This window comes from Sphingobium sp. LSP13-1-1.1, from assembly GCF_040676415.1.
In the GTDB taxonomy this organism is placed as follows: Bacteria; Pseudomonadota; Alphaproteobacteria; order Sphingomonadales; family Sphingomonadaceae; genus Sphingobium.
The window spans coordinates 69,114-88,252 of record NZ_JBEGHU010000012.1; the positions used below are offsets into that span (position 1 = coordinate 69,114).

Genomic DNA, 19,139 nt, shown 5'->3' on the forward strand with positions numbered 1-19,139 from the left:
CGTTCAAAAATGATGAGGGCGACCCTCATGGGCCGCCCTCATCATTTCATCGATGCTTTCGTTCGCTTATTTCGCCTGTTCCGCGGGCTTCGACTTGCCACCCCTCTTGCCCTTTTTGGGGGCGGCGGGGGTGATCTCGAACGCGAGGGCATCGTCCTTCATACGGACATGGACCTCGCCGCCATGCACCAGCTTGCCGAACAGCAGTTCCTCGGCCAGCGGCTGCTTGATCTTTTCCTGCATCAGGCGGCCCATCGGACGGGCGCCGTAGAGCTTGTCATAGCCCTTCTTGGTGAGCCATGCCTTGGCATCGTCGTCCAGCGTGATGTGGACGTCGCGATCCGCCAGTTGCAGTTCGAGTTGCAGCACGAACTTGTCGATGACCCGCGCCACGATTTCCGGCGGCAGATAGCCGAAGGGCACGATGGCATCGAGGCGGTTGCGGAATTCCGGGGTGAAGAGCTTCTTCACCGCGTCCTCCTGAACATCCTCGCGGGTCAGTTCGCCAAAGCCGATACTTTCCTTCGCCATGTCCGACGCACCGGCATTGGTGGTCATGATGAGGATGGTGTTGCGGAAATCCACCGTCTTGCCGTGATGGTCGGTCAGGCGGCCATTGTCCATCACCTGCAACAGGATGTTGAACAGGTCCGGATGTGCCTTTTCGATCTCGTCCAGCAGCAGGACGCTGTGCGGGTTCTGGTCGACCGCATCGGTCAGCAGGCCGCCCTGGTCATAGCCGACATAGCCTGGAGGCGCGCCGATCAGGCGGCTGACCGAGTGACGTTCCATATATTCCGACATGTCGAAGCGCTGGAGCGGGATGCCGAGCAGACTGGCGAGTTGCCGCGCGACCTCCGTCTTGCCGACGCCGGTGGGGCCGGAGAAGAGATAGTTGCCGATCGGCTTGTCGGGATCGCGCAGGCCCGCCCGCGACAGCTTGATCGCGGAGGACAGCACCTCGATCGCCCGGTTCTGACCGAAGACGACGCGCTTCAAATCCGTGTCGAGCGTTTCCAGGACCGACTTGTCGTCGGCGGACACGGTCTTGGGAGGGATGCGCGCCATGGTCGCGATGACCTGCTCGATCTCCTTGGGCGTGATCGTCTTCTTGCGCTTCGACGGCACCACCAGCATCTGCATCGCGCCGACTTCGTCGATCACGTCGATCGCCTTGTCCGGCAGCTTGCGGTCATTGATGTAACGCGCCGACAGTTCCACCGCCGCCTTGATCGCATCGGGCGTGTATTTGACGTTGTGATGCTCCTCGAAGGCACTGCGCAGCCCTGCGAGAATCTTGATCGTGTCGTCGATGGTGGGTTCGTTGACGTCGATCTTCTGGAACCGGCGCAGCAGGGCGCGGTCCTTCTCGAAATGGTTGCGGAACTCCTTGTAGGTGGTCGATCCGATGCAACGGATTGTGCCGCCGGACAGGGCGGGCTTCAGCAGGTTGGACGCGTCCATCGCGCCGCCGCTGGTTGCGCCCGCGCCGATGACGGTATGGATCTCATCGATGAAGAGGACCGCGTGCGGCATCTTCTCCAGTTCGGTGACGACCGCCTTCAACCGCTCCTCGAAATCGCCGCGATAGCGGGTGCCCGCCAGCAGCGCGCCCATGTCGAGCGAGTAGATGACCGCTTCCTTGAGCACGTCGGGAACCTCGCCCTCGACGATCTTGCGCGCCAGGCCCTCCGCGATGGCGGTTTTACCGACGCCCGGATCGCCCACATAGAGCGGGTTGTTCTTCGACCGGCGGCACAGGATCTGGATCGTCCGGTCGACTTCGGCGCTGCGGCCGATCAGCGGGTCAACCTTGCCCCGCGTCGCCTTCTCATTGAGGTTGACCGTGAACTGCTCCAAGGCACTATCCTTCTTGCCCTTGCTGTCCTGCGCCTTCTTTTCCTCTTCCTGAGCGCCCTTGGTTTCGCGCTGCTCAGGAGCGGCAGTACCCTTGCCGACGCCGTGGCTGATGTAGCTGACGGCATCCAGGCGGCTCATGTCCTGCTGCTGGAGGAAATAGACGGCATAGCTCTCCCGCTCGGAAAAAAGCGCGACGAGCACATTGGCTCCCGTGACTTCATCCTTGCCGGAAGACTGGACATGCAGGATCGCGCGCTGGACGACCCGCTGGAAGCCGCTCGTGGGGGAGGGGTCGCTTGCCCCTTCCACCTTCAGGCTGTCGAGTTCGGTGTCCAGATATTGCGTCACCGCATCGGACAATTCGCCAAGCTCCACGCCGCAGGCCTGCATCACCTTCGACGCATGTTCATCGTCGATCAGCGCGAGCAGCAGATGCTCCAGCGTCGCATATTCGTGACGACGCTCCGAAGCGTGGGTCAACGCATTATGCAGGGTGGTTTCAAGGGCGGGTGCGAAAGATGGCATGTCTTTTATACTCCTGGCCCCCAATGAGGGGCTGTCTTGCACCATATGTCGGCATTGCTCGACGGCGGATCAAGATGGGCATCTTGACCACCGGAATTGCCAGACTGCCCGTACCCGGTAAAACTCCCGATGGAGTCGCGCAGGGCGGGGCGGAGGTTCATCGCTTGAATAACGCCTCGGCGCTTGCTTTGTGGTTAACGGCGCTTTCAATCTTGGACCGGGTTCGGGCGATTTCGCCCTCCAGCGCGGCAACGCGCGCTTCGAGTTCGGCAACGGACAATGGACCCAGGTCCTGTCGGAGCAGCTGGGCCAGAGGATCATCGGCCTTTCGGGGCAGATCGCCTTCCATGTCCATGAACCGCAATGTTGACCCTGCGGGCCAGTCTGTCAATAAGGCCTGTATTCCGCCCGTCGATTTAGGTGCGGTGCAACATCTGCCGCGAGGGGCGCAATGGCGATAGAGGGCGCAATGCCGGGTGACGTGCCGAATGAAATGACGGCGATCGGCATCGCGGCTCCCGGAGGGCCGGAGGCTCTGGTGCCGCAGCGGCGGCCGGTTCCCGTGCCCGGACCTGATGAGGTGTTGATCAAGGTGGTCGCCGCTGGCGTCAACCGGCCGGATGTCATGCAGCGGCAGGGCAAATATCCGCCCCCGCCCGGCGCGTCGGACATTCCGGGACTGGAAGTGGCCGGCACGATCGTCGCCGCGGGTGGCAGCGCGGAATTGTTGATCGGCCGGCGCGTCTGCGCGCTTCTGCCGGGCGGGGGCTATGCCGAATATGCCTTAGCGCCCGCGGGCCAATGCCTGCCGGTGCCGGAGGATTATGATCTGGTCGAGGCCGCAGCCCTGCCGGAAACGCTGTTCACCGTCTGGAGCAACCTGTTCGAGCGCGCCTATGTGGTGGAAGGCGATGTGGTCCTGGTCCATGGCGGCACGAGCGGGATCGGCACCATGGCGATCTCGCTCTGCAAGCTGTTCGACATCGGCATCATCGTGACCTGCGGGAGCGACGCGAAATGCGAGCAGGCGAAGGCCTGGGGGGCGGATCACGCGATCAACTATCGCAGCCAGGATTTCGTCGAGGAAGTGAAGCGGATCACCGGCGGGCAGGGCGTGCAGGCGGTTCTGGACATGGTCGGCGGGGATTATCTGCCGCGCAACATCCAGTGCCTGGCGGAAGATGGACGACATGTGTCCATCGCGGCGATGAGCGGGCCCAGGGCGGAGGTCTTCATCCCCGCGATCATGAGCAGGCGGCTCACGCTGACGGGTTCGACGCTGCGTCCGCGCTCGGTGGCTTTCAAGAGCCTGGTTGCGGATGAACTGATGCGGGTGGTGTGGGCCTTTGTCGAACAGGGCAGGCTGCGGCCCGCAATGGATATGCGTTTTCCGCTGGCGGAGGCCGCCGCTGCACATGCCCGGATGGATGCGGGCGATCATTTCGGCAAGATCGTGCTCACCGTCGGATAAGCGGGGCTTATGACCCGCGCCCGCGCTTTGTTTCCGGTGTGCGCCATTGCCGTTTAAAGGGCCGGGGTGAAGGAGACGGATGTGGGCGAAGCGCTGATCCTGCACGAGGACCCGATTTCCGGCAATTGCTACAAGATCCGTCTGACGGCGGCCCTGCTGGGCCTTCCGCTGGAGCGCCGTTCCTATTGCATCATGCAGGGGGAGACGCGCACGCCGGAATTTCTCGCGAAGATGAACGCGAATGGCCGCATTCCGGTGTTGCAGGTGGGGGATCGCTTCCTGCCGGAAAGCAATGCCGCCTGCGCCTATCTTGCCCATGGCTCGGCGCTCATTCCTGCCGACCGGTTTGATCGGGCGGACATGCTGCACTGGATGTTCTTCGAACAATATAGCCATGAGCCCAATGTCGCCACGCTGCGCTTCTGGCTGTCGGTTGTTGGCGAGGCGCAGCTTTCCGACCTGCAGCGCGGGCTGGTTTCGCAGAAGCGGGAAGGTGGTAGGGCGGCGCTCGCGCTCATGGACGCGCATCTGGCCGGCCGCGACTGGTTTGTCGGCGCCCAGGCGAGTTTGGCGGATATCGTGCTGTTCGCCTACACTCATGTCGCGGACGAAGGTGGCTTTCGGCTGGATGAATTTCCCGCGATCCCTGGCTGGATCGAACGTGTCCAGAACCTGGCGAATTATGTGCCGATGCGCGGATAAACCCTGTAATCCGTAGCATTTTCGTCATATTCGGCGCGGAGTTGTAACATAGGGCGGCTATGGATTCGCTCCTGAGGGAAACAGCTCAGGGGTTGCATCATGAATGCCATCACGCGCCTGCCTTTTCTGGCGGAGTTGGACGATGGCGCCGACGACAATTTCGCCATCCCCGAGCGGGAAGGAAAACGTCGCCGCTATCGCACGATCTGGATTTCGGACATTCACCTGGGCACCCGAGGCTGCAATGCGAGGATGCTGATCGACTTCCTGGACAGCGTCGACAGCGACACCATGTACCTGGTGGGTGACATCATTGACGGCTGGCGGCTGAAGAGGCGTTTCTATTGGCCCGCCGCGCATAATGACGTGGTCTGGCGGGTGATGAAGCGGGCCAAGCGGGGCACGCGCGTCATCTACATTCCTGGCAATCATGACGAGATGTTCCGCCAGTTCACCGGCCTCAGCTTCGGCGGCGTGGAGATCCGGCGCAAGGCGCTTCATGAAACCGCGGACGGCCGCAAGCTGCTGGTGCTGCACGGTGACGAGTTCGATACCATCATGCTGGCGCATCGCTGGCTCGCCTTTGTCGGCGACGCCGCCTACACCATGTTGATGCGCGTCAACGTGGTGGTGAACGCTGTGCGTCAACGCATGGGGCTGCCCTATTGGTCGCTCAGCAAGATGGCCAAGCACAAGGTCAAGAACGCCGTCGAGTTCATCTCCCGCTTCGAGGAAGTCGTGGCGCATGAAGCGGGTTCCCGCGGCGTCGACGGGGTCGTCTGCGGACATATCCACAATGCCGAAATCCGCGAGATTGCCGGCATCCAATATTATAATGACGGCGATTGGGTGGAAGGTTGCACAGCCCTGGTGGAGCATTTCGACGGGCGCATGGAGGTGCTGCACTGGGCAGACGAGATCGCCGGGCGCACCGCCGACGAACCCTCCCGGATTGCGGCGTGACCGGGGAAGCGACGATGCGTCCGTCCCCGATGCGGATCATCATCGTGACCGACGCCTGGGCTCCGCAGGTGAATGGCGTCGTCCGCACGCTCCATACCATGCAGGCGGAACTGGAGAAGATGGGGCATGAGGTGAAGCTGATCTCGCCCGATCTCTTCGGATCCATCCCCTGTCCGACCTATCCGGAGATCCGGCTGGCCTTTGCGCGCTCAAGCGTGGTCGGGCAGATGATATCGGCTTTCCGTCCGGATGCGATCCATCTGGCGACCGAAGGGCCGCTTTGCCTGGCGGCGCGGCGCTGGTGCCTGCGCAGCGGCATTCGCTTCACCACTGCCTATCACACGCATTTCCCGGACTATGTGGCGCAGCGCACCGGCCTGCCCGCAGGGTGGTTCTGGCGCTACATCCGCTGGTTCCATGGACCGGCCGAGGCCGTCCTCGTGTCGACCCGATCGGTGCGGCAGCAGTTGCGCGCCCATGGGCTGCCGCAGGTCCGCGCCTGGGGCAGGGGGGTCGACCTGACCGCCTTCACGCCCGAAGCGGCACCGCCCGCCATCTTTGCCGATCTGCCGCGCCCCATCCAGCTCTATGTCGGTCGTGTCGCGGTCGAGAAGAATCTGGAGACCTTCCTCGCCAGCGATCATCCCGGCACGCAGGTGGTCGTGGGGGACGGGCCCGCCCGCGCCACGCTGCAGAGGGCCTATCCTCAGGCGCATTTCCTGGGGCCGATGTTCGGTGCCGAGCTGGCTGGCGCTTATGCCGGCGCCGACGTCTTCGTCTTTCCCAGCCGCACCGACACCTTCGGCCTCGTCATGATCGAGGCGCTCGCCTGCGGCACGCCGGTCGCCGCCTATCCCGTAACCGGCCCTGTCGACATCGTCACTCCCGAAACCGGCGCCTTGTCGGACAGGCTGGAGCAGGCCATTGCCGCAGCGCTTGTCTGCGACCGTCAGGCTTGCGCCGCCTATGGCCGAAGCTTCAGCTGGGAACGCAGCGCGCAGGAATTCCTGACCGGCCTTCATAATATCGATCCCCAGATGCTCGACAGCGCGGCCTGACGCTTTTCCTTGCCCGACAGGGCTGGATGCACTATCTCAGGTCGGGCGTGGCCGCCCTGCTTGGGCGGCCCTTGTTGTTTTTAGTGCCGGAGAATTCCCGTGTCCCAGCCTCTCATGCCCCATGCGACAGCCAGCTGGCTGGTCGACAATACCGCGCTGAGCTTCGACCAGATTGCGGAGTTTTGCGGGCTGCATATCCTGGAAGTGCAGGCGATCGCCGACGATACCGCCGGCACCAAATATACGGGCCGCGATCCGGTGCGCGCCCATGAAATCACGATGGAGGAAATCCACAAGGGCGAAACCAATCCGGACTATCGCCTGAAGATGCTGAAGGGTCCGGAGCCCGTCCGCCGCACCAAGGGGCCGCGCTACACGCCGGTCAGCAAGCGTCAGGACAAGCCGGACGGCATCGCCTGGATCCTGCGCAACCATCCCGAAATCTCTGACGGGGCCATCGGCAAGCTGATCGGTACCACGCGCACCACCATAGCCGCGATCCGGGACCGCACGCACTGGAACATTTCCAACATCGTGCCCAAGGATCCGGTGACGCTGGGCCTGTGTTCGCAGCGGGAACTGGACGCGCTGGTGTCCAAGGCCGCGAAGAAGGCCGGCATCGAAGCCCCGACCGATTCGCGCCTGGACGGTGATCGCGAGGCGCTGATCAACGAACTGCGCCGCGAGCGCGAAGATGCCACCCGGCGCGCGGAAGAGGCGCTGAAGAGTGAGGCCGACCTGATTTCGGGCGCCGCCAAAATCCTCGACCCGTTCAGCGACAACAAGGGCCACGTTTGATGCCGTAACGTCAATCCGCCCGGCGCGGAGCGACGAGGGCAGCGGCTGGAAAGAGGGCCACGCCTTGGCAGAGTGCGTGGCCCTTTTGCCGTGCTTTACGCTTGCGTAAAGGGAAGGTGTAACTTAACCTGTGCACATGGAGAGCAGCGAAAAAATCTGGGAAACCCGCTATAATCATCCCTCTGCCTGGGAGCAGACCTTTCCGCCCTTGTCGATGGTAGAGATGGTGGCGAACAGCGCCGCGGCCAATCCGCAGGCGGTGATGATCGACTTCATGGGCCGCAAGACGAGCTATGGCGAAATGCTCCACAGCATCCGGCGAGTGGCCCGCGGATTGCAGGACTTGGGCATTCGAAAGGGCGATCGCGTCGGCCTGTTCCTGCCCAACGTCCCCCATTATGTCGCGGCCTATTATGGCGCGATGATGGCCGGTGCCACGGTCGTCAACTATTCCCCTCTCTACACCGCCACGGAACTGGAGCACCAGGTCGAGGATAGCGGCACCAGGATTCTTTTCACCCTGTCGGCCAGCGCACTGCTGCCTACGGCGCTGGAGGTGCTGGACAACAGCAGTCTGGAACGGCTGGTCGTGGGCTGCGTGGCGGAGGCCCTGCCGCCCGCCAAATCGGTGCTGTTTCGCCTGTTCAAGCGCAAGGAGACCGCAACGGTCCCGCACGATCCGCGCATCACCCATTATGCCGACCTGCTGCGCCATGGCGAAGACCCCGCGCCTGTCGCGATCGATCCGGAGCAGGACATCGCCCTGCTGCAATATACTGGCGGCACGACCGGACGGCCCAAGGGCGCGATGCTGACCCATCAGAACCTGACCGCCAATGCGCGGCAGGTCCGCCTGATCGATCCTCATCCTGAAGCGCCCGATCGCATATTGGCTGTCCTGCCTTTCTTCCACGTCTTCGCCAACACATGCGTGCTGAACCGCACGGTGCTGAACGGCGGCGAGATGGTGATGCTGCCCCGGTTCGACGGCACGCAGGTATTGGCTGCTCTGCAGCGGACGAAGGCGACCTCGCTGCCTGGCGTGCCGACCATGTACCAGGCGCTGCTCGATCATCCCGCCACGCCCAATATCGACTTTTCCTCCCTGCGCCTGTGCATTTCCGGCGGCGCACCGTTGCCGCTGGAGGTCAAGCAGCGGTTCGAGGCGATGACAGGCTCTAAGCTGGTAGAGGGCTATGGCCTCACCGAAAGCAGCCCGGTCGTCTGCTCCAACCCCTATGAGGGGCTCAACAAATCAGGGACCGTGGGACAGCCGGTGCCCGGAACCCGCGTCAAGCTGGTCGACCGCGAAGATCCCACGCGCGCGCCGGCCGAAGGAGAACCGGGCGAGCTGGTCTTTGCCGGACCGCAGATCATGAAGGGCTATTGGCAACGACCCGATGCCGACAGGGAAGTGTTCGTCGACGGATGGCTGCGCACGGGCGATGTCGGGCTGATCGACGAGGATGGCTATGTAAAGATCGTCGACCGGCTGAAGGACATGATTGCCGTGGGCGGCTTCAAGGTTTTCCCCAGCGAGGTCGAGAAGATCCTGTACCATCATCCGGCGGTCAAGGAGGCGCTGGTGATCGGTATTCCCGACCGTTATCGGGGGGAGTGCCCGAAGGCGTTCGTCACCCTGCAGGAGGGGACGGAGATCGACGGTGCGGCACTCAGGGAATGGCTCAACCCGCAATTGGGAAAGCATGAGAAGGTGTGCGAGGTGGAAGTGCGCCTCAACCTGCCCAAGACGCTGGTGGGCAAGCTGTCCCGCAAGGAACTGGTGGCCGAGGAACGCGCGAAGGCCGAGGCAGCGATGCGGCAGACTGGAACAGCAGGCTGACCCTTCCTATCTTGGCGGCCAATTCAGGACAAGGACGCGCATATGGCCGAAGAGATCGCAACCCTCGCTGGCGGCTGCTTCTGGTGCACGGAGGCGGTGTATCAGAATCTGGAGGGGGTGAAGGCCGTGGAAAGCGGCTATATCGGTGGTGGGCTGCCCAATCCGACCTATGAACAGGTCTGTTCCGGTACGACCGGCCATGCCGAGGCGATCCGCATCACCTATGATCCGGCGGTGATCGGCTATGGCGACCTGCTGGACATTTTCTTCGCGACCCATGATCCGACGACCCTGAACCGCCAGGGCAACGACATCGGTACCCAATATCGCTCGGCGATCTTCCCCCATTCGCCCGAACAGGCGGCCGCGGCGAAGGCCGGCATCGAGCGTGCGCAGGCGGATCAGGTCAATCCCGTCGTCACCGCGATCGAAGCCGACGCGCCCTGGTATCCGGCGGAGGATTATCATCAGAAATATTGGGAACGGGTGGGCGACCGGAACCCCTATTGCATGGCGGTGATCCCGCCCAAGCTGGCCAAGCTGCGCAAGGGTTTTGCCCAGCGGATCAAGGGTTGAACCGTTCGTCGCGCCCGGCTTGCTCTGACGGCCTGCATCTCTAAGCTGGCCGGAAAGGCAAGCCGGGGAAGAGAGATGAACAGGATTGGATCATGGATTGCGCCGGCGTTGTTGCTGTTCCTGCCGGGCTGCATTGCCCGGACGGCGGCGAATATCGTGACCGCGCCGGTACGGGCCGGTAGCCAGGTTGTGGACTGGAGCACGACCAGCCAGGAAGAGGCCGACCGCAATTACGGCCGCAAGATGCGCAAGCAGGAAGCGCGCGAAGCCCGCGAGCGGAAGAAGGAGGAAGAACGCCGTCGCCGGGAATGCCGCGACGCGGGTTATGACAATTGCGGGTGATGGCGTGAAGGAACTGGGCGCTCAGATCATATGATCAGGCCGCTGCCCGTCGCAGCCGGTCATTGATCGCGGCGCCGATCCCCTCATCGGGAATGGGCGCCACCGCGATCCGCTCCGCAGTGCTGGCATCAGCCATATGCAGCGCCGCGAACAGATGTGCTGCCGCCTCCCGCAGATCGGCGTCGGGACTGAGATTCACATGGCAGGGCATCAGGCCGAAGCCGATCAGATATTCATCCCTCTCCGCCTTCAGCGCATCGAGCCGCACTGGCTTGGAAGGCGCATAATGGCTTTCCAACTGTCCGGGCGCTTCGATCTTCGCCTTGCCCGCACCTGTCACCACGGGCAACCGGCTTGCCTGCTCCAGCATCGCCGCCGTGATCGGGCCAGGACGCAGCAGGCGCAGGCAGTCGCTTTCCGGCGCGACGATGGTCGACTCCAGTCCTTCGCTTGTCGGCCCTTCGTCCAGGATCATGCGGATCTTGCCGTTGAGGCTGGCCATCACATGTTCGGCCCGCGTCGGACTGATCGAGCCGCTGCGATTGGCGGATGGCGCGGCAAGCGGACGGCCGCTCTCCCGGATGAGTGCGCGCATCGCCGGATGGGCCGGAAGGCGCAGCGCGACGGTGGGCAGCCCCGCCATCACCAGCGGCGACAGCCCGGCATCCGGGCGCACGGGCAGGACCATGGTCAGGGCGCCGGGCCAGAAGCGATCGGCAAGCGCGTCCGCAACGGGCGAAAATTCCGCCAGGCGCCCGGCCATTTCCCGGTCCGCGACGTGCACGATCAGGGGATTGAAGCTGGGCCGTCCCTTTGCGGCGTAAATCGTAGCCACCGCATGGGAATCGGTCGCGTCGGCAGCCAGCCCATACACCGTCTCCGTCGGAACGGCGACGGGTTCGCCGGCCCGGATCAGCAAAGCCGCCTCGCGCAGCGCTTCGCTGCCATAGCGGCTTATGCGGGTGGAAAAGGTAGGATTTGGGATAGTCACGACCCCAGCGCTATAGGCCCCGATGTCAGCCAGTAAAAGGCCATTGCTACAGAAGAATGACATCGGCGCCGCGCTTGCCCGTGAAGGGGAGGGGCGCTAAGCGAAGGCACCATGAACGACGCCCTGCTGACCCGCATTGCCGAAGCGCTGGAACGGATCGCGCCGCCGCCTGCTTCTTCCGCCGATCTGGCATCCGCGCCCGCCTATGTGTGGAATGGGGCGACGATCCGTCCGGTGGAGGCGTTCGCACCGGTGGATTATGCGCTGCTGACCGGCATCGACGCGCAGAAGGAGGCGCTGCTGGAAAACAGCCGCCGCCATGCAGCCGGTCATGGGGCCCATGACGTGCTGCTGTGGGGTGCGCGAGGAACGGGCAAGTCGGCGGTCGTTGCTGCCGTTGTCGGCAAGCTCCAGGGGGAAGGGCAGGACATTGCCCTGCTGCAATGCGCGATCGACGAACTTGCCAGTCTGCCTCAGCTTTTCGTCCTGCTGCGCGACACGCAGCGGCCGTTCATCCTGTTCCTGGATGATCTCGGCTTCGATGAAAATGGCGTTGGCGATGCGCGCGCGCTCCGTTCGCTGCTTCAGGGGGGAACGGCCGCCCGTCCGGCCAATGTGCGCCTCTATGTCACGTCCAACCGTCGCCATATCGTGCCGCGCCATCTCTCGGAGCAGGACGATCCCGTCAATCCGCGCGACGTGGTCGACGACAAGATGGCGCTGTCGGATCGTTTCGGCTTGTCGCTAGGCTTTCACGCCATCGACCAGGATGCCTATGTCGCCATCGTCAGCGGCTATGCAGGACGCCTTGGGCTGAGCTTCGACCCGAAGGAGGCGATCCAATGGGCCACTCAGCGCGGCAGCCGTTCCGGGCGCGTCGCCTGGCAATATGTGGTTGAGCTGGCGGGCCGTAACGGGATGAACATCTAGAGCGATTTCCAGGCGATCGGAACCGATCGCTGGTCAAGAAATCGCGGCAAACTAAGGAATCCAGAGCGCGAAAAGGGGGGAGCCGGCTTTTCGCTTGTGACGACGCGACAATATGGCTCCGCCCGCTTAGCTGGCCGGCGTCACCCGCCATATGACGCCGCCGACATCGTCGCTCACCAGCAAGGCGCCCTTGGCGTCTGCCGTAACATCGACGGGCCGCCCATGCGCTTCGCCCTTTGTGCCCAGAAAGCCCGTCAGCACATCGATAGGCTTGGCCTTGCCGACTTCGCCATTGTCGGCAAAGGGCACGAAGACCACCTTGTAACCCGCCGCAGGCTTGCGGTTCCAACTGCCGTGCAGCCCGACGAAGGCGCCGTTCGCATAGGGCGCGCCAAGGGTGATCTTGTCGGCAAAGCTGAGGCCGAGCGGCGCCACATGATTGCCCAGCGCATAGTCCGGCCGCTTGGTATATTCCCGAATTTCCGGCCGTTGCGGCTGGACGCGACGGTCCTCGTAACCACCCCAATAATTCCACGGCCAGCCATAGAAGGCGCCGAATTCCACCCGCGTCAGATAGTCGGGCACAAGGTCGCTGCCTAGCATGTCGCGTTCATTCACCACGCCCCAAAGCGCGCCGCTCTTCGGCTCGAAGGCCAGGCCCACCGGATTGCGCAGGCCTGCGGCGTAGATCCGATAAGCGCCCGTCTTCGGATTGACCTCCAGCACGGCGGCGCGATTGGCCTCCGTCTCCAGGTCATTTTCCCCGATATTGCTGTTGGAGCCCACGCCGACATAGAGCAGGCCCTGGGGACTGGCGACCAGGCTGCGCGTCCAGTGCATGTTGGGCGCCTGCGCTGGCAGGTTCAGGATCTTGCGCCCCTTGGCCGTGATCCTGGTATCGCCTTCCTTATAGGGAAAGGCCATCAGCGCGTCGGTATTGGCGACGTAGAGCGTGTCCCCGACCAGCGCCATACCATAGGGAGAGTTGAGCCCGGTGAGAAAGGCCGTCTTTGTTTCCGCCCGGCCGTCACCGTCGGCATCGCGCAGCAGCGTGATGCGGTTGGCGGACGGTACGCCCGCACCCGCCTTGTTCATCAGATAATTCATCACCCGGTTGACGATGCCGCTCGTCGGTCGTGCCGCGCTGTTGGTTTCCGCCACCAGCACGTCGCCATTGGGCAGGCGCAGCATGGAGCGTGGATGGTCCAGCCCGTCCGCAAAGCGATCGACGCTCAGGCCCTTTGCCGGAATCGGCTTCTCCCCACCTTTCCACGGGGCTGCATCCGCGACATTGATGGTCGGGATGAATTCGCTCCTCGGGCTGGTGAAGACCGGCTCCTTGCCGACGTCCGCACCAGCGGGAAGCTGTGCCGTGTCACCTTGCGCGAAGTAGAGGAAAAGGCCGGCGAAAACCACCAGAACAAGGATTGCGAGCGCGATCAGATGCTTCTTCATGGCCTATCGTTTATGCTGGCGCAGGGATGGTGGCAAGGCGCCCAGATGTCGGACGCGCCGCTATTTTCCCCTGTCCCAGAGCCAAAGCAGCACCGCGATGATGATGCCCAGCGCCGTGCCAGCCAGCAGGCCGATGCTCGGCTGGCCCAGCAGGCCGCCGACGATGGTGCCTCCCAAAATGGTGAGCGCCAGAATGGCGCCCGCGCCGATCGGTTCTTTTCTGGACTTGGTCATGCGCCGGTCCTTGCCACGCGCACGAGAGCATGGCCAGTGCTTTCCCCCTTGCGTCTTTTCAGGACAGGTTCGTCCCGCCGCGGGATAGCTGTGCCACAGTGGGACTTGGCTAACCCGGCGTTCACCCTCGTCAACTGCGATGCGCCGTCAATGTCTGCGGATGGCACGAAGATTGAAACGGGATCGTGACCGTCAGGGTGGGGACTTTGGGGGGCTTTGTCATGAACATGCCATATCTTTCGAATCGAAAGAGCTATGAGGACGCGGCTGAACTCATGTCGATGTTCGGCGACAATGCGGGCTATGAAGCGGCGGCGCGGGCGGACCGTAGCCGCGACCTCGGCAACCATATCCGATTCTGCCACTGGCGGCAGATCGAGCGACTGATCGTGCTGCTCACCCATGATGGGGCGCTGGGCACGATCCATTGATCCCGGGCGGCGCGAGACTCGCCCCCGGCATGTCGGTAAAGCCTGACAGACGGGAACGAGGCGTCGCGCCGCAGGCCTAGAGGCGTAGTCCGGCCGTTTCCGGCAGACCTGCCAATATGTTCAGGTTCTGCACGGCGGCGCCGGCCGCGCCCTTGCCCAGATTGTCCAGCACCGCCACCAGCCTTGCCTGGCCGGCGGACGCATTGCCGAAGACGAACAGGGCCAGCCGGTCGGTCGCGCCGACATGCTCCAGCCTGACCTGCGTCATTGCCAGGCTGTCTTCCAGCGCTTCCACGCTGACGATCGGCGAGTCCGCATAAGCCGCCAAGAGCGCCTGATGCACGTCCGCCAGCGAAGGCGCGCCGGGCAGGGCGCGCAACTGCAATGGCACTTCCACGATCATGCCGCGATAGGCGTTGGCGACGGCCGGCGCGAAGACGGGCGGGTGCTGCAGACCGGAATAGCGCAGCATTTCCGGCACATGCTTGTGCGCCAGGCCCAGCCCATAGGGGCGGAATGCGCTGGGCGCGCCTTCCGCGCCTTCATATTCGGCGATCATCGACTTGCCGCCGCCGGAATAGCCGGACGCGCCGGACACGCTCACCGGCCAGTCGGCAGGCAGCAGGCCGGCCAGCACCAGCGGCCTCACCAGCGCGAGGAAGCCGGTCGGCCAGCACCCCGGATTGGCGACGAAGCGGGAGGATGCCAGCTTTTCCCGGTGTCCCGGTTCCAGTTCGGCAAAGCCATAGGTCCAGCCATCCGCCACCCGGTGCGCGGTTGATGCGTCGATCACCCGCGTCCGGTCATTGTCGATCAGCGCCACCGCTTCGCGCGCGGCGTCGTCGGGCAGGCAGAGGATGACGATGTCCGCCGCGTTCAGCGCGTCCCTGCGCGCGGCGGCATCCTTGCGCCTGTCATCGTCCAGGGTGATGATCGACAGCTCGGGACGCCCCGCCAGCCGTTCATTGATTTCCAGACCCGTTGTGCCGACGCCGCCGTCGACGAAAATCCGATAAGTCATGCGCCAATTCTCCGCCGCGCCGTCACGGGTTCCGGATGATCCGCCGCCAGCCGTTCCACGACATCGGCCAAGGGTTCGATCACCACGCTCATCCAATGGGCGTTGGCATGTATCATATTATGTTCGTCGGTCATGATGCCGACATGGCCAGGAAAGAAGATGAAGTCCCCTCGTCGAAGCGGAGCATCGGGGGCGAGTGGGGAGCCGATCCCCTCGCGCTGCAGGTCGGTGTCGCGGGGCGCCTTGATCCCGCACTGGCCCAGCGCCACCTGGACCAGGCCGGAGCAGTCGACGCCGCGATGCCCGCGTCCGCCCCAGACATAGGGCTGGCCCAGATAATATTCCGCGACCGCAACCCAGTCGCTTGCCGGCGCGTCCAAGGCGGCGGCATGGCGCCGATGCACGAATCCTTCCGCGCAGGCGAAGAAGTCGCCCTGCGCTTCTGCTGCGAACTGGGCCCCGCGCGGCCAGTAATCGGCGATGGCCGACTTGATGTCAGGGGCGCTGAACAGCGGCGCCGTTCCCGTGATCACACGGCTGTTGATCACTTCCCGCGCGTCCAGCGCCTCTCGCCGGACATAGCCGACATAGCCGTCATGTCCGCAAAAGCCCCAGGCCCATTCGGCTGTCATGTCCAGCGCATGGAAGCTTTCGCCGCGCAGCAATTCACTGACCGCCTGCGCCTTGGGCGTGTCGGACGCCAGCAGCGGCGTACCGGCGGCGACGCAGGTCAGCTCTACGGCGCGGGCATAATGGGCGGAAAACAGTACGCCCGCCAGCGCCAGATCGGCAAGGTCGCCGCGCGCGGCATGGATACGCGTATCCAGTTTGACCGACCGGCCGTCCAGCTTGAATCGGATACGTTCAGGCGGTGCGTTCCGCGGAGGAGTGGTTGAGGCGTTCATCGCGGCCGGTTCCTGCGATGAAATGGTGAAAGGCGTCAAGAAATTCCGCCCCTTTGGACGTCCGGGTGATGAAAATATTCCGCCGGTCGGTGGAATCCCGTTCGCGCCGCAGATAGCCCAGCGCCGATAATTTGTTGAGAGCGCGGGTAATGACCGGCTTGGAGACGTTCAGCGCCTCCGCGAGTCCCCGCACCGTATGCGGTCCGGCGCCGATATAGACGGTCAGCATCAGCGCCATCTGCCGGTTGGTGAGGTCGGGCTTGCCCGATCGCACATAATCGACCAGGGTGCGCATCCACTGACCAAGCGGTTTTAGGCCCGGGCGGTTCAGCTCTGCGGCTTCATTCTGTGCGGAATGGGCATCCATGACCCCGTAACGCACGATGGCCAATCCGGTTGCGTAACGGCCTTGCCAATCGCTTTCTTTTTACTTTTTATGACCGTAGCGCGCCTGCAGCATATGGAATGCCGCGCGCAGCCCCAAAGCTTCGCCGCCCTTGGGCCGGCCCGGCCGTGAAGCGGGACGCCAGGCGAAGGTGTCGAGATGTACCCACGGCACGGTGTCGGGCACGAAGCGCCTGAGGAACAGCGCGGCGGTGATCGCCCCGGCAAATCCGCCTTCGCCCGCATTGTTGATGTCCGCCACATCGGACTTCAGCATTTCGGCGTAACCGTCCCACAAGGGCAGGCGCCATGTCGGGTCGTCCACCGCCTTGCCGGCGGCATCCATATCGGCGGCCAGCGCATCGTCATTGGCGAACAGGGCGGGCAGGTCGGGCCCCACCGCCACGCGCGCGGCGCCGGTAAGCGTGGCATAGTCGATCACGAGTTCGGGCTTTTCTTCTTCCGCCAGCGTCAGCGCGTCGCCCAGCACCAGCCGTCCCTCCGCATCGGTATTGCCGATCTCCACCGTCAACCCCTTGCGCGATCGCAATATGTCGCCGGGCCGAAAGGCATTGCCGGAAACGGCATTTTCGGCAGCCGGGATCAGCAGGTGCAGCCTGACCGGCAGGCGCGAATCCATGATGAGTTGCGCCAGCGCCAGCGCATGGGCCGCGCCACCCATGTCCTTCTTCATCAGCCGCATGGCCGAGGACGGCTTGATATCCAGGCCGCCGCTGTCGAAGCAGATGCCCTTGCCGACGACAGCCACCTTCGGATGCCGGGCGTCGCCCCAGTGCAATTCAATGAGGCGCGGCGCGCAGCTTTTGTCCGCCGCCTTGCCCACGGCGTGGATCATCGGGAAGCCATGCTCCAGCGCGTCCCCCTTCGTCACCTTGCACTGGGCGTCAAAGCGTTCCGCCACCTTGCGGGTCGCGGCTTCCAGTTCAGCCGGGCCCATGTCCGCGGCTGGTGTGTTCACCAGATCGCGGACCAGTGCCACCGCCTCTGCCAGGCGGGTGGCCGCGTCGATCTGCGCCACCTCGGTCGTCAGCAGCACGCGCGCGCCCGATCCATTTTCCTCCTTGCGATACCGGTCGAAGCGATATTGCGCGGTCAGCCATCCCAGCATTGCCGCGCCCGCCGCCCCCTCGGCCAGCCGATAGGCGCCCTCGGGCAAGGCTTCCGCCAGCTTAGCAAGGCACCATGGGCCCAGCTTCCCGACGGACGCGACGCCGGCAACCACCGACCAATCGGCCGGCTCCTCCCCCGGCAGAATGGCGAATTCATGCGGCTTGCCCCTGAATTTCTGGGCAGTCGCCAGCGCGCGGACGCGTTCGGGCTGGCTTCCCAGCCAACTTTCCAGGCCTTGCGCATCCACGATGCGGATCGAACGCGCCGGTTGATTGTTGTCGGCTTTCAGCAGGTCGGAAAAATCGTTCATGTCATGTGTTTTGAAGAAAGCCGGCGGCTAAGAAAAGCGCAATCTTTCGTCGTCCGGGCGCCTCGGTCGATCACGCTATCATTTGCGTCGGGCGGAGCGCAGGCATAGATTGAACGGTGTTAAAACAAGGAGAGACGTGATGATGCACAGTGACGATGGACGCCTTCAGGCGCTGCGCGCCCGTGCCTATGCGCTGGCGGAAAGCGGGCGCTTCGACGGCGCGCATGCGGTGGAGCAGGCGCTGATCGCGGAAGGCTGGCCCAATGCTGGAGCGGCGCTGCAGAGCAGCTATACGCGCAAGGCGATCAGTGAACGGTGCATGGCGGCAGCCAAGGTTCATTGATGCGTCGGAACAAGGGGAGGGCAAGGGCAGGGCTTCCGGTCGCGGCAGCCCTGCTGCTGTGCGCCTGTTCGCCATCCAGAGACGCGGAAAATGCCGATCAGGCCGCTTTGCCGGGCAATGATGTCGCGGCCAGCAACTTTGCGAACCGCATGTCAGGCCAGCCGGAGCCGCCGCCGGCCGCGCAGCCATTTGACCGGAAGGAAAAGACCGACCTGCTCGAATTCGCCTATAGCTATCCTGCACAGGCGGCGCAGATACCCGCATTGGTCGAGAAATTCGGCCAGGCGCTGACGGTCGGCAAGGCAGACGCCATGAAGATGGCACGCGAAGACCAGAAGGCCGCCAGGGAGTCAGGTTATCCCTTCCGGCCGCATTCGCTTGAAACCCATTGGAAGGTGGCCGCCGATACGCCGCGCTTCCTGGCGCTCCAGTCGGAAAGTTATGTCTATACCGGCGGCGCGCACGGGATGACGGGCTATGACGCCCTGCTGTGGGACAAGGCGCGCAAGCGGGAGACGGCGGTCACGGCATTGATGACGTCGCCAGCCGCCTTCGCGGCTGCCATCCGCAGCCGCTTCTGCGATGCATTGGACAAGGCCCGCGCCGAAAAGCGGGGAGCGCCGGTCAAGCGCAGCGACGACGACGATTTCAGCAAATGTATCGACCCGATGCAGCAGGTGCTGGTGCCGACATCGAAGGACGGCAAGCTGATCGACGCGGTGACCGTCGTCATCGGCCCCTATAGCGCCGGTCCCTATGCGGAGGGCAGCTATGAGATCGCCTTGCCGGTCGACGCGGCCATGCGGCAGACGATCAAGACCGAATATCAGGACGCCTTCGCGGCAGCGCCCTGATGCGCAAGGCAT

General features: G+C 63.9%; 21 protein-coding genes. 12 read left to right on the forward strand and 9 right to left on the reverse strand.

The features are described 5' to 3' along the window. Positions 1–66 precede the first annotated feature (66 nt). Together clpA and MRBLSP13_RS07940 are read right to left on the reverse strand one after the other, a co-directional pair. Positions 67–2,385 carry an ATP-dependent Clp protease ATP-binding subunit ClpA gene (gene clpA, locus MRBLSP13_RS07935; RefSeq protein ID WP_133651698.1) on the reverse strand — a complete coding sequence of 773 codons (2,319 nt, stop codon included), beginning with the start codon at positions 2,383–2,385 and terminating at the stop codon, positions 67–69. Positions 2,386–2,542: 157 nt separating this feature from the next. After that, positions 2,543–2,740 (reverse strand): DUF1192 domain-containing protein, encoded by a 198-nt coding sequence (locus tag MRBLSP13_RS07940; protein ID WP_363753883.1) that lies wholly within the window; start codon positions 2,738–2,740, stop codon positions 2,543–2,545. Positions 2,741–2,836: 96 nt separating this feature from the next. On the opposite strand from MRBLSP13_RS07940, the gene MRBLSP13_RS07945 reads away from it, so the two are divergent. The 8 genes from MRBLSP13_RS07945 (at position 2,837) to MRBLSP13_RS07980 (ending at position 10,138) form a co-directional block, all read left to right on the forward strand. Next, positions 2,837–3,856 (forward strand): NAD(P)H-quinone oxidoreductase, encoded by a 1,020-nt coding sequence (locus MRBLSP13_RS07945; RefSeq protein WP_363753885.1) that lies wholly within the window; start codon positions 2,837–2,839, stop codon positions 3,854–3,856. Between the two features lie 81 nt (positions 3,857–3,937). Continuing rightward, on the forward strand, positions 3,938–4,558 hold the full coding sequence (locus MRBLSP13_RS07950) for a glutathione S-transferase family protein (RefSeq protein ID WP_363754337.1): 621 nt from the start codon (positions 3,938–3,940) through the stop codon (positions 4,556–4,558). A gap of 99 nt (positions 4,559–4,657) precedes the next feature. Further along, entirely contained in the window at positions 4,658–5,521 is an 864-nt protein-coding gene (locus tag MRBLSP13_RS07955) for a UDP-2,3-diacylglucosamine diphosphatase (RefSeq protein WP_133651700.1), read from the forward strand. 29 nt (positions 5,522–5,550) lie between these two features. Further along, positions 5,551–6,579, forward strand: coding sequence for a glycosyltransferase family 4 protein (locus MRBLSP13_RS07960; RefSeq protein WP_363754340.1), 1,029 nt, complete (start codon positions 5,551–5,553; stop codon positions 6,577–6,579). A gap of 114 nt (positions 6,580–6,693) precedes the next feature. Beyond that, positions 6,694–7,377: a DUF1013 domain-containing protein gene (locus tag MRBLSP13_RS07965; protein WP_363735419.1), complete on the forward strand. Its 684-nt coding sequence runs from the start codon at positions 6,694–6,696 to the stop codon at positions 7,375–7,377. Between the two features lie 136 nt (positions 7,378–7,513). Beyond that, complete coding sequence (locus MRBLSP13_RS07970; protein WP_363735417.1) at positions 7,514–9,220, forward strand: long-chain-fatty-acid--CoA ligase; 1,707 nt, start codon at positions 7,514–7,516, stop codon at positions 9,218–9,220. Positions 9,221–9,262: 42 nt separating this feature from the next. Next, positions 9,263–9,796: a peptide-methionine (S)-S-oxide reductase MsrA gene (gene msrA, locus MRBLSP13_RS07975; protein ID WP_363735266.1), complete on the forward strand. Its 534-nt coding sequence runs from the start codon at positions 9,263–9,265 to the stop codon at positions 9,794–9,796. 75 nt (positions 9,797–9,871) lie between these two features. Next, positions 9,872–10,138: a hypothetical protein gene (locus MRBLSP13_RS07980; RefSeq protein ID WP_133651703.1), complete on the forward strand. Its 267-nt coding sequence runs from the start codon at positions 9,872–9,874 to the stop codon at positions 10,136–10,138. A 34-nt stretch (positions 10,139–10,172) separates the two neighbouring features. Here the strand turns inward: MRBLSP13_RS07980 and MRBLSP13_RS07985 are convergent, their stop codons facing one another. Beyond that, complete coding sequence (locus MRBLSP13_RS07985) at positions 10,173–11,129, reverse strand: L-threonylcarbamoyladenylate synthase (RefSeq protein ID WP_363735265.1); 957 nt, start codon at positions 11,127–11,129, stop codon at positions 10,173–10,175. Positions 11,130–11,240: 111 nt separating this feature from the next. Between MRBLSP13_RS07985 and MRBLSP13_RS07990 the strand changes: the two genes are divergently transcribed. Further along, positions 11,241–12,059, forward strand: coding sequence for an ATP-binding protein (locus MRBLSP13_RS07990; RefSeq protein ID WP_363735264.1), 819 nt, complete (start codon positions 11,241–11,243; stop codon positions 12,057–12,059). Between the two features lie 126 nt (positions 12,060–12,185). Here MRBLSP13_RS07990 and MRBLSP13_RS07995 read toward each other — a convergent pair whose 3' ends face one another. Together MRBLSP13_RS07995 and MRBLSP13_RS08000 are read right to left on the reverse strand one after the other, a co-directional pair. Further along, positions 12,186–13,514, reverse strand: coding sequence for a PQQ-dependent sugar dehydrogenase (locus MRBLSP13_RS07995; protein WP_363735263.1), 1,329 nt, complete (start codon positions 13,512–13,514; stop codon positions 12,186–12,188). Between the two features lie 60 nt (positions 13,515–13,574). Further along, positions 13,575–13,748, reverse strand: coding sequence for a hypothetical protein (locus MRBLSP13_RS08000; protein ID WP_166666292.1), 174 nt, complete (start codon positions 13,746–13,748; stop codon positions 13,575–13,577). A 227-nt stretch (positions 13,749–13,975) separates the two neighbouring features. Here MRBLSP13_RS08000 and MRBLSP13_RS08005 point away from each other — a divergent pair, with 227 nt between their 5' ends. Next, positions 13,976–14,179, forward strand: a complete 204-nt coding sequence (locus tag MRBLSP13_RS08005; protein WP_133651976.1) for a hypothetical protein — start codon at positions 13,976–13,978, stop codon at positions 14,177–14,179. Positions 14,180–14,255: 76 nt separating this feature from the next. Here MRBLSP13_RS08005 and argC read toward each other — a convergent pair whose 3' ends face one another. Genes argC through MRBLSP13_RS08025 form a run of 4 tightly spaced genes read right to left on the reverse strand, consistent with a single transcriptional unit; the run spans position 14,256 to position 17,930 of the window. After that, positions 14,256–15,200 carry an N-acetyl-gamma-glutamyl-phosphate reductase gene (gene argC / locus MRBLSP13_RS08010; RefSeq protein WP_363735262.1) on the reverse strand — a complete coding sequence of 315 codons (945 nt, stop codon included), beginning with the start codon at positions 15,198–15,200 and terminating at the stop codon, positions 14,256–14,258. Then, the gene (locus tag MRBLSP13_RS08015) at positions 15,197–16,105 is read right to left on the reverse strand and encodes a C40 family peptidase (protein ID WP_363735261.1); all 909 of its coding nucleotides are present in this window, start codon (positions 16,103–16,105) and stop codon (positions 15,197–15,199) included. The genes argC and MRBLSP13_RS08015 overlap by 4 nt, the downstream gene beginning before the upstream one ends. Beyond that, entirely contained in the window at positions 16,065–16,472 is a 408-nt protein-coding gene (locus tag MRBLSP13_RS08020; RefSeq protein WP_363735416.1) for a MarR family transcriptional regulator, read from the reverse strand. The genes MRBLSP13_RS08015 and MRBLSP13_RS08020 overlap by 41 nt, the downstream gene beginning before the upstream one ends. Positions 16,473–16,532: 60 nt before the next feature. Next, complete coding sequence (locus tag MRBLSP13_RS08025) at positions 16,533–17,930, reverse strand: leucyl aminopeptidase family protein (protein WP_363735260.1); 1,398 nt, start codon at positions 17,928–17,930, stop codon at positions 16,533–16,535. Between the two features lie 139 nt (positions 17,931–18,069). Between MRBLSP13_RS08025 and MRBLSP13_RS08030 the strand changes: the two genes are divergently transcribed. Next, positions 18,070–18,273, forward strand: a complete 204-nt coding sequence (locus MRBLSP13_RS08030; RefSeq protein WP_133651710.1) for a hypothetical protein — start codon at positions 18,070–18,072, stop codon at positions 18,271–18,273. Further along, the gene (locus MRBLSP13_RS08035; RefSeq protein WP_363735258.1) at positions 18,273–19,127 is read left to right on the forward strand and encodes a DUF4163 domain-containing protein; all 855 of its coding nucleotides are present in this window, start codon (positions 18,273–18,275) and stop codon (positions 19,125–19,127) included. The genes MRBLSP13_RS08030 and MRBLSP13_RS08035 overlap by 1 nt, the downstream gene beginning before the upstream one ends. Positions 19,128–19,139 lie beyond the last annotated feature (12 nt).

Bases quoted from the DNA above. Each gene is read 5' to 3' on its own strand.
- MRBLSP13_RS07945 (WP_363753885.1), top strand. From the start codon at position 2,837: ATGGCGATAGAGGGCGCAATGCCGGGTGACGTGCCGAATGAAATGACG.
- MRBLSP13_RS07995 (WP_363735263.1), bottom strand. From the start codon at position 13,514: ATGAAGAAGCATCTGATCGCGCTCGCAATCCTTGTTCTGGTGGTTTTC.
- MRBLSP13_RS07970 (WP_363735417.1), top strand. From the start codon at position 7,514: ATGGAGAGCAGCGAAAAAATCTGGGAAACCCGCTATAATCATCCCTCT.
- MRBLSP13_RS07965 (WP_363735419.1), top strand. From the start codon at position 6,694: ATGCCCCATGCGACAGCCAGCTGGCTGGTCGACAATACCGCGCTGAGC.
- MRBLSP13_RS07990 (WP_363735264.1), top strand. From the start codon at position 11,241: ATGAACGACGCCCTGCTGACCCGCATTGCCGAAGCGCTGGAACGGATC.
- MRBLSP13_RS07940 (WP_363753883.1), bottom strand. From the start codon at position 2,740: ATGGACATGGAAGGCGATCTGCCCCGAAAGGCCGATGATCCTCTGGCC.
- MRBLSP13_RS08015 (WP_363735261.1), bottom strand. From the start codon at position 16,105: ATGAACGCCTCAACCACTCCTCCGCGGAACGCACCGCCTGAACGTATC.
- MRBLSP13_RS08005 (WP_133651976.1), top strand. From the start codon at position 13,976: ATGCCATATCTTTCGAATCGAAAGAGCTATGAGGACGCGGCTGAACTC.
- MRBLSP13_RS07960 (WP_363754340.1), top strand. From the start codon at position 5,551: ATGCGGATCATCATCGTGACCGACGCCTGGGCTCCGCAGGTGAATGGC.
- MRBLSP13_RS08020 (WP_363735416.1), bottom strand. From the start codon at position 16,472: ATGGATGCCCATTCCGCACAGAATGAAGCCGCAGAGCTGAACCGCCCG.
- MRBLSP13_RS07955 (WP_133651700.1), top strand. From the start codon at position 4,658: ATGAATGCCATCACGCGCCTGCCTTTTCTGGCGGAGTTGGACGATGGC.
- MRBLSP13_RS07980 (WP_133651703.1), top strand. From the start codon at position 9,872: ATGAACAGGATTGGATCATGGATTGCGCCGGCGTTGTTGCTGTTCCTG.
- MRBLSP13_RS08000 (WP_166666292.1), bottom strand. From the start codon at position 13,748: ATGACCAAGTCCAGAAAAGAACCGATCGGCGCGGGCGCCATTCTGGCG.
- msrA (WP_363735266.1), top strand. From the start codon at position 9,263: ATGGCCGAAGAGATCGCAACCCTCGCTGGCGGCTGCTTCTGGTGCACG.
- clpA (WP_133651698.1), bottom strand. From the start codon at position 2,385: ATGCCATCTTTCGCACCCGCCCTTGAAACCACCCTGCATAATGCGTTG.
- argC (WP_363735262.1), bottom strand. From the start codon at position 15,200: ATGACTTATCGGATTTTCGTCGACGGCGGCGTCGGCACAACGGGTCTG.
- MRBLSP13_RS08025 (WP_363735260.1), bottom strand. From the start codon at position 17,930: ATGAACGATTTTTCCGACCTGCTGAAAGCCGACAACAATCAACCGGCG.
- MRBLSP13_RS08030 (WP_133651710.1), top strand. From the start codon at position 18,070: ATGATGCACAGTGACGATGGACGCCTTCAGGCGCTGCGCGCCCGTGCC.
- MRBLSP13_RS08035 (WP_363735258.1), top strand. From the start codon at position 18,273: ATGCGTCGGAACAAGGGGAGGGCAAGGGCAGGGCTTCCGGTCGCGGCA.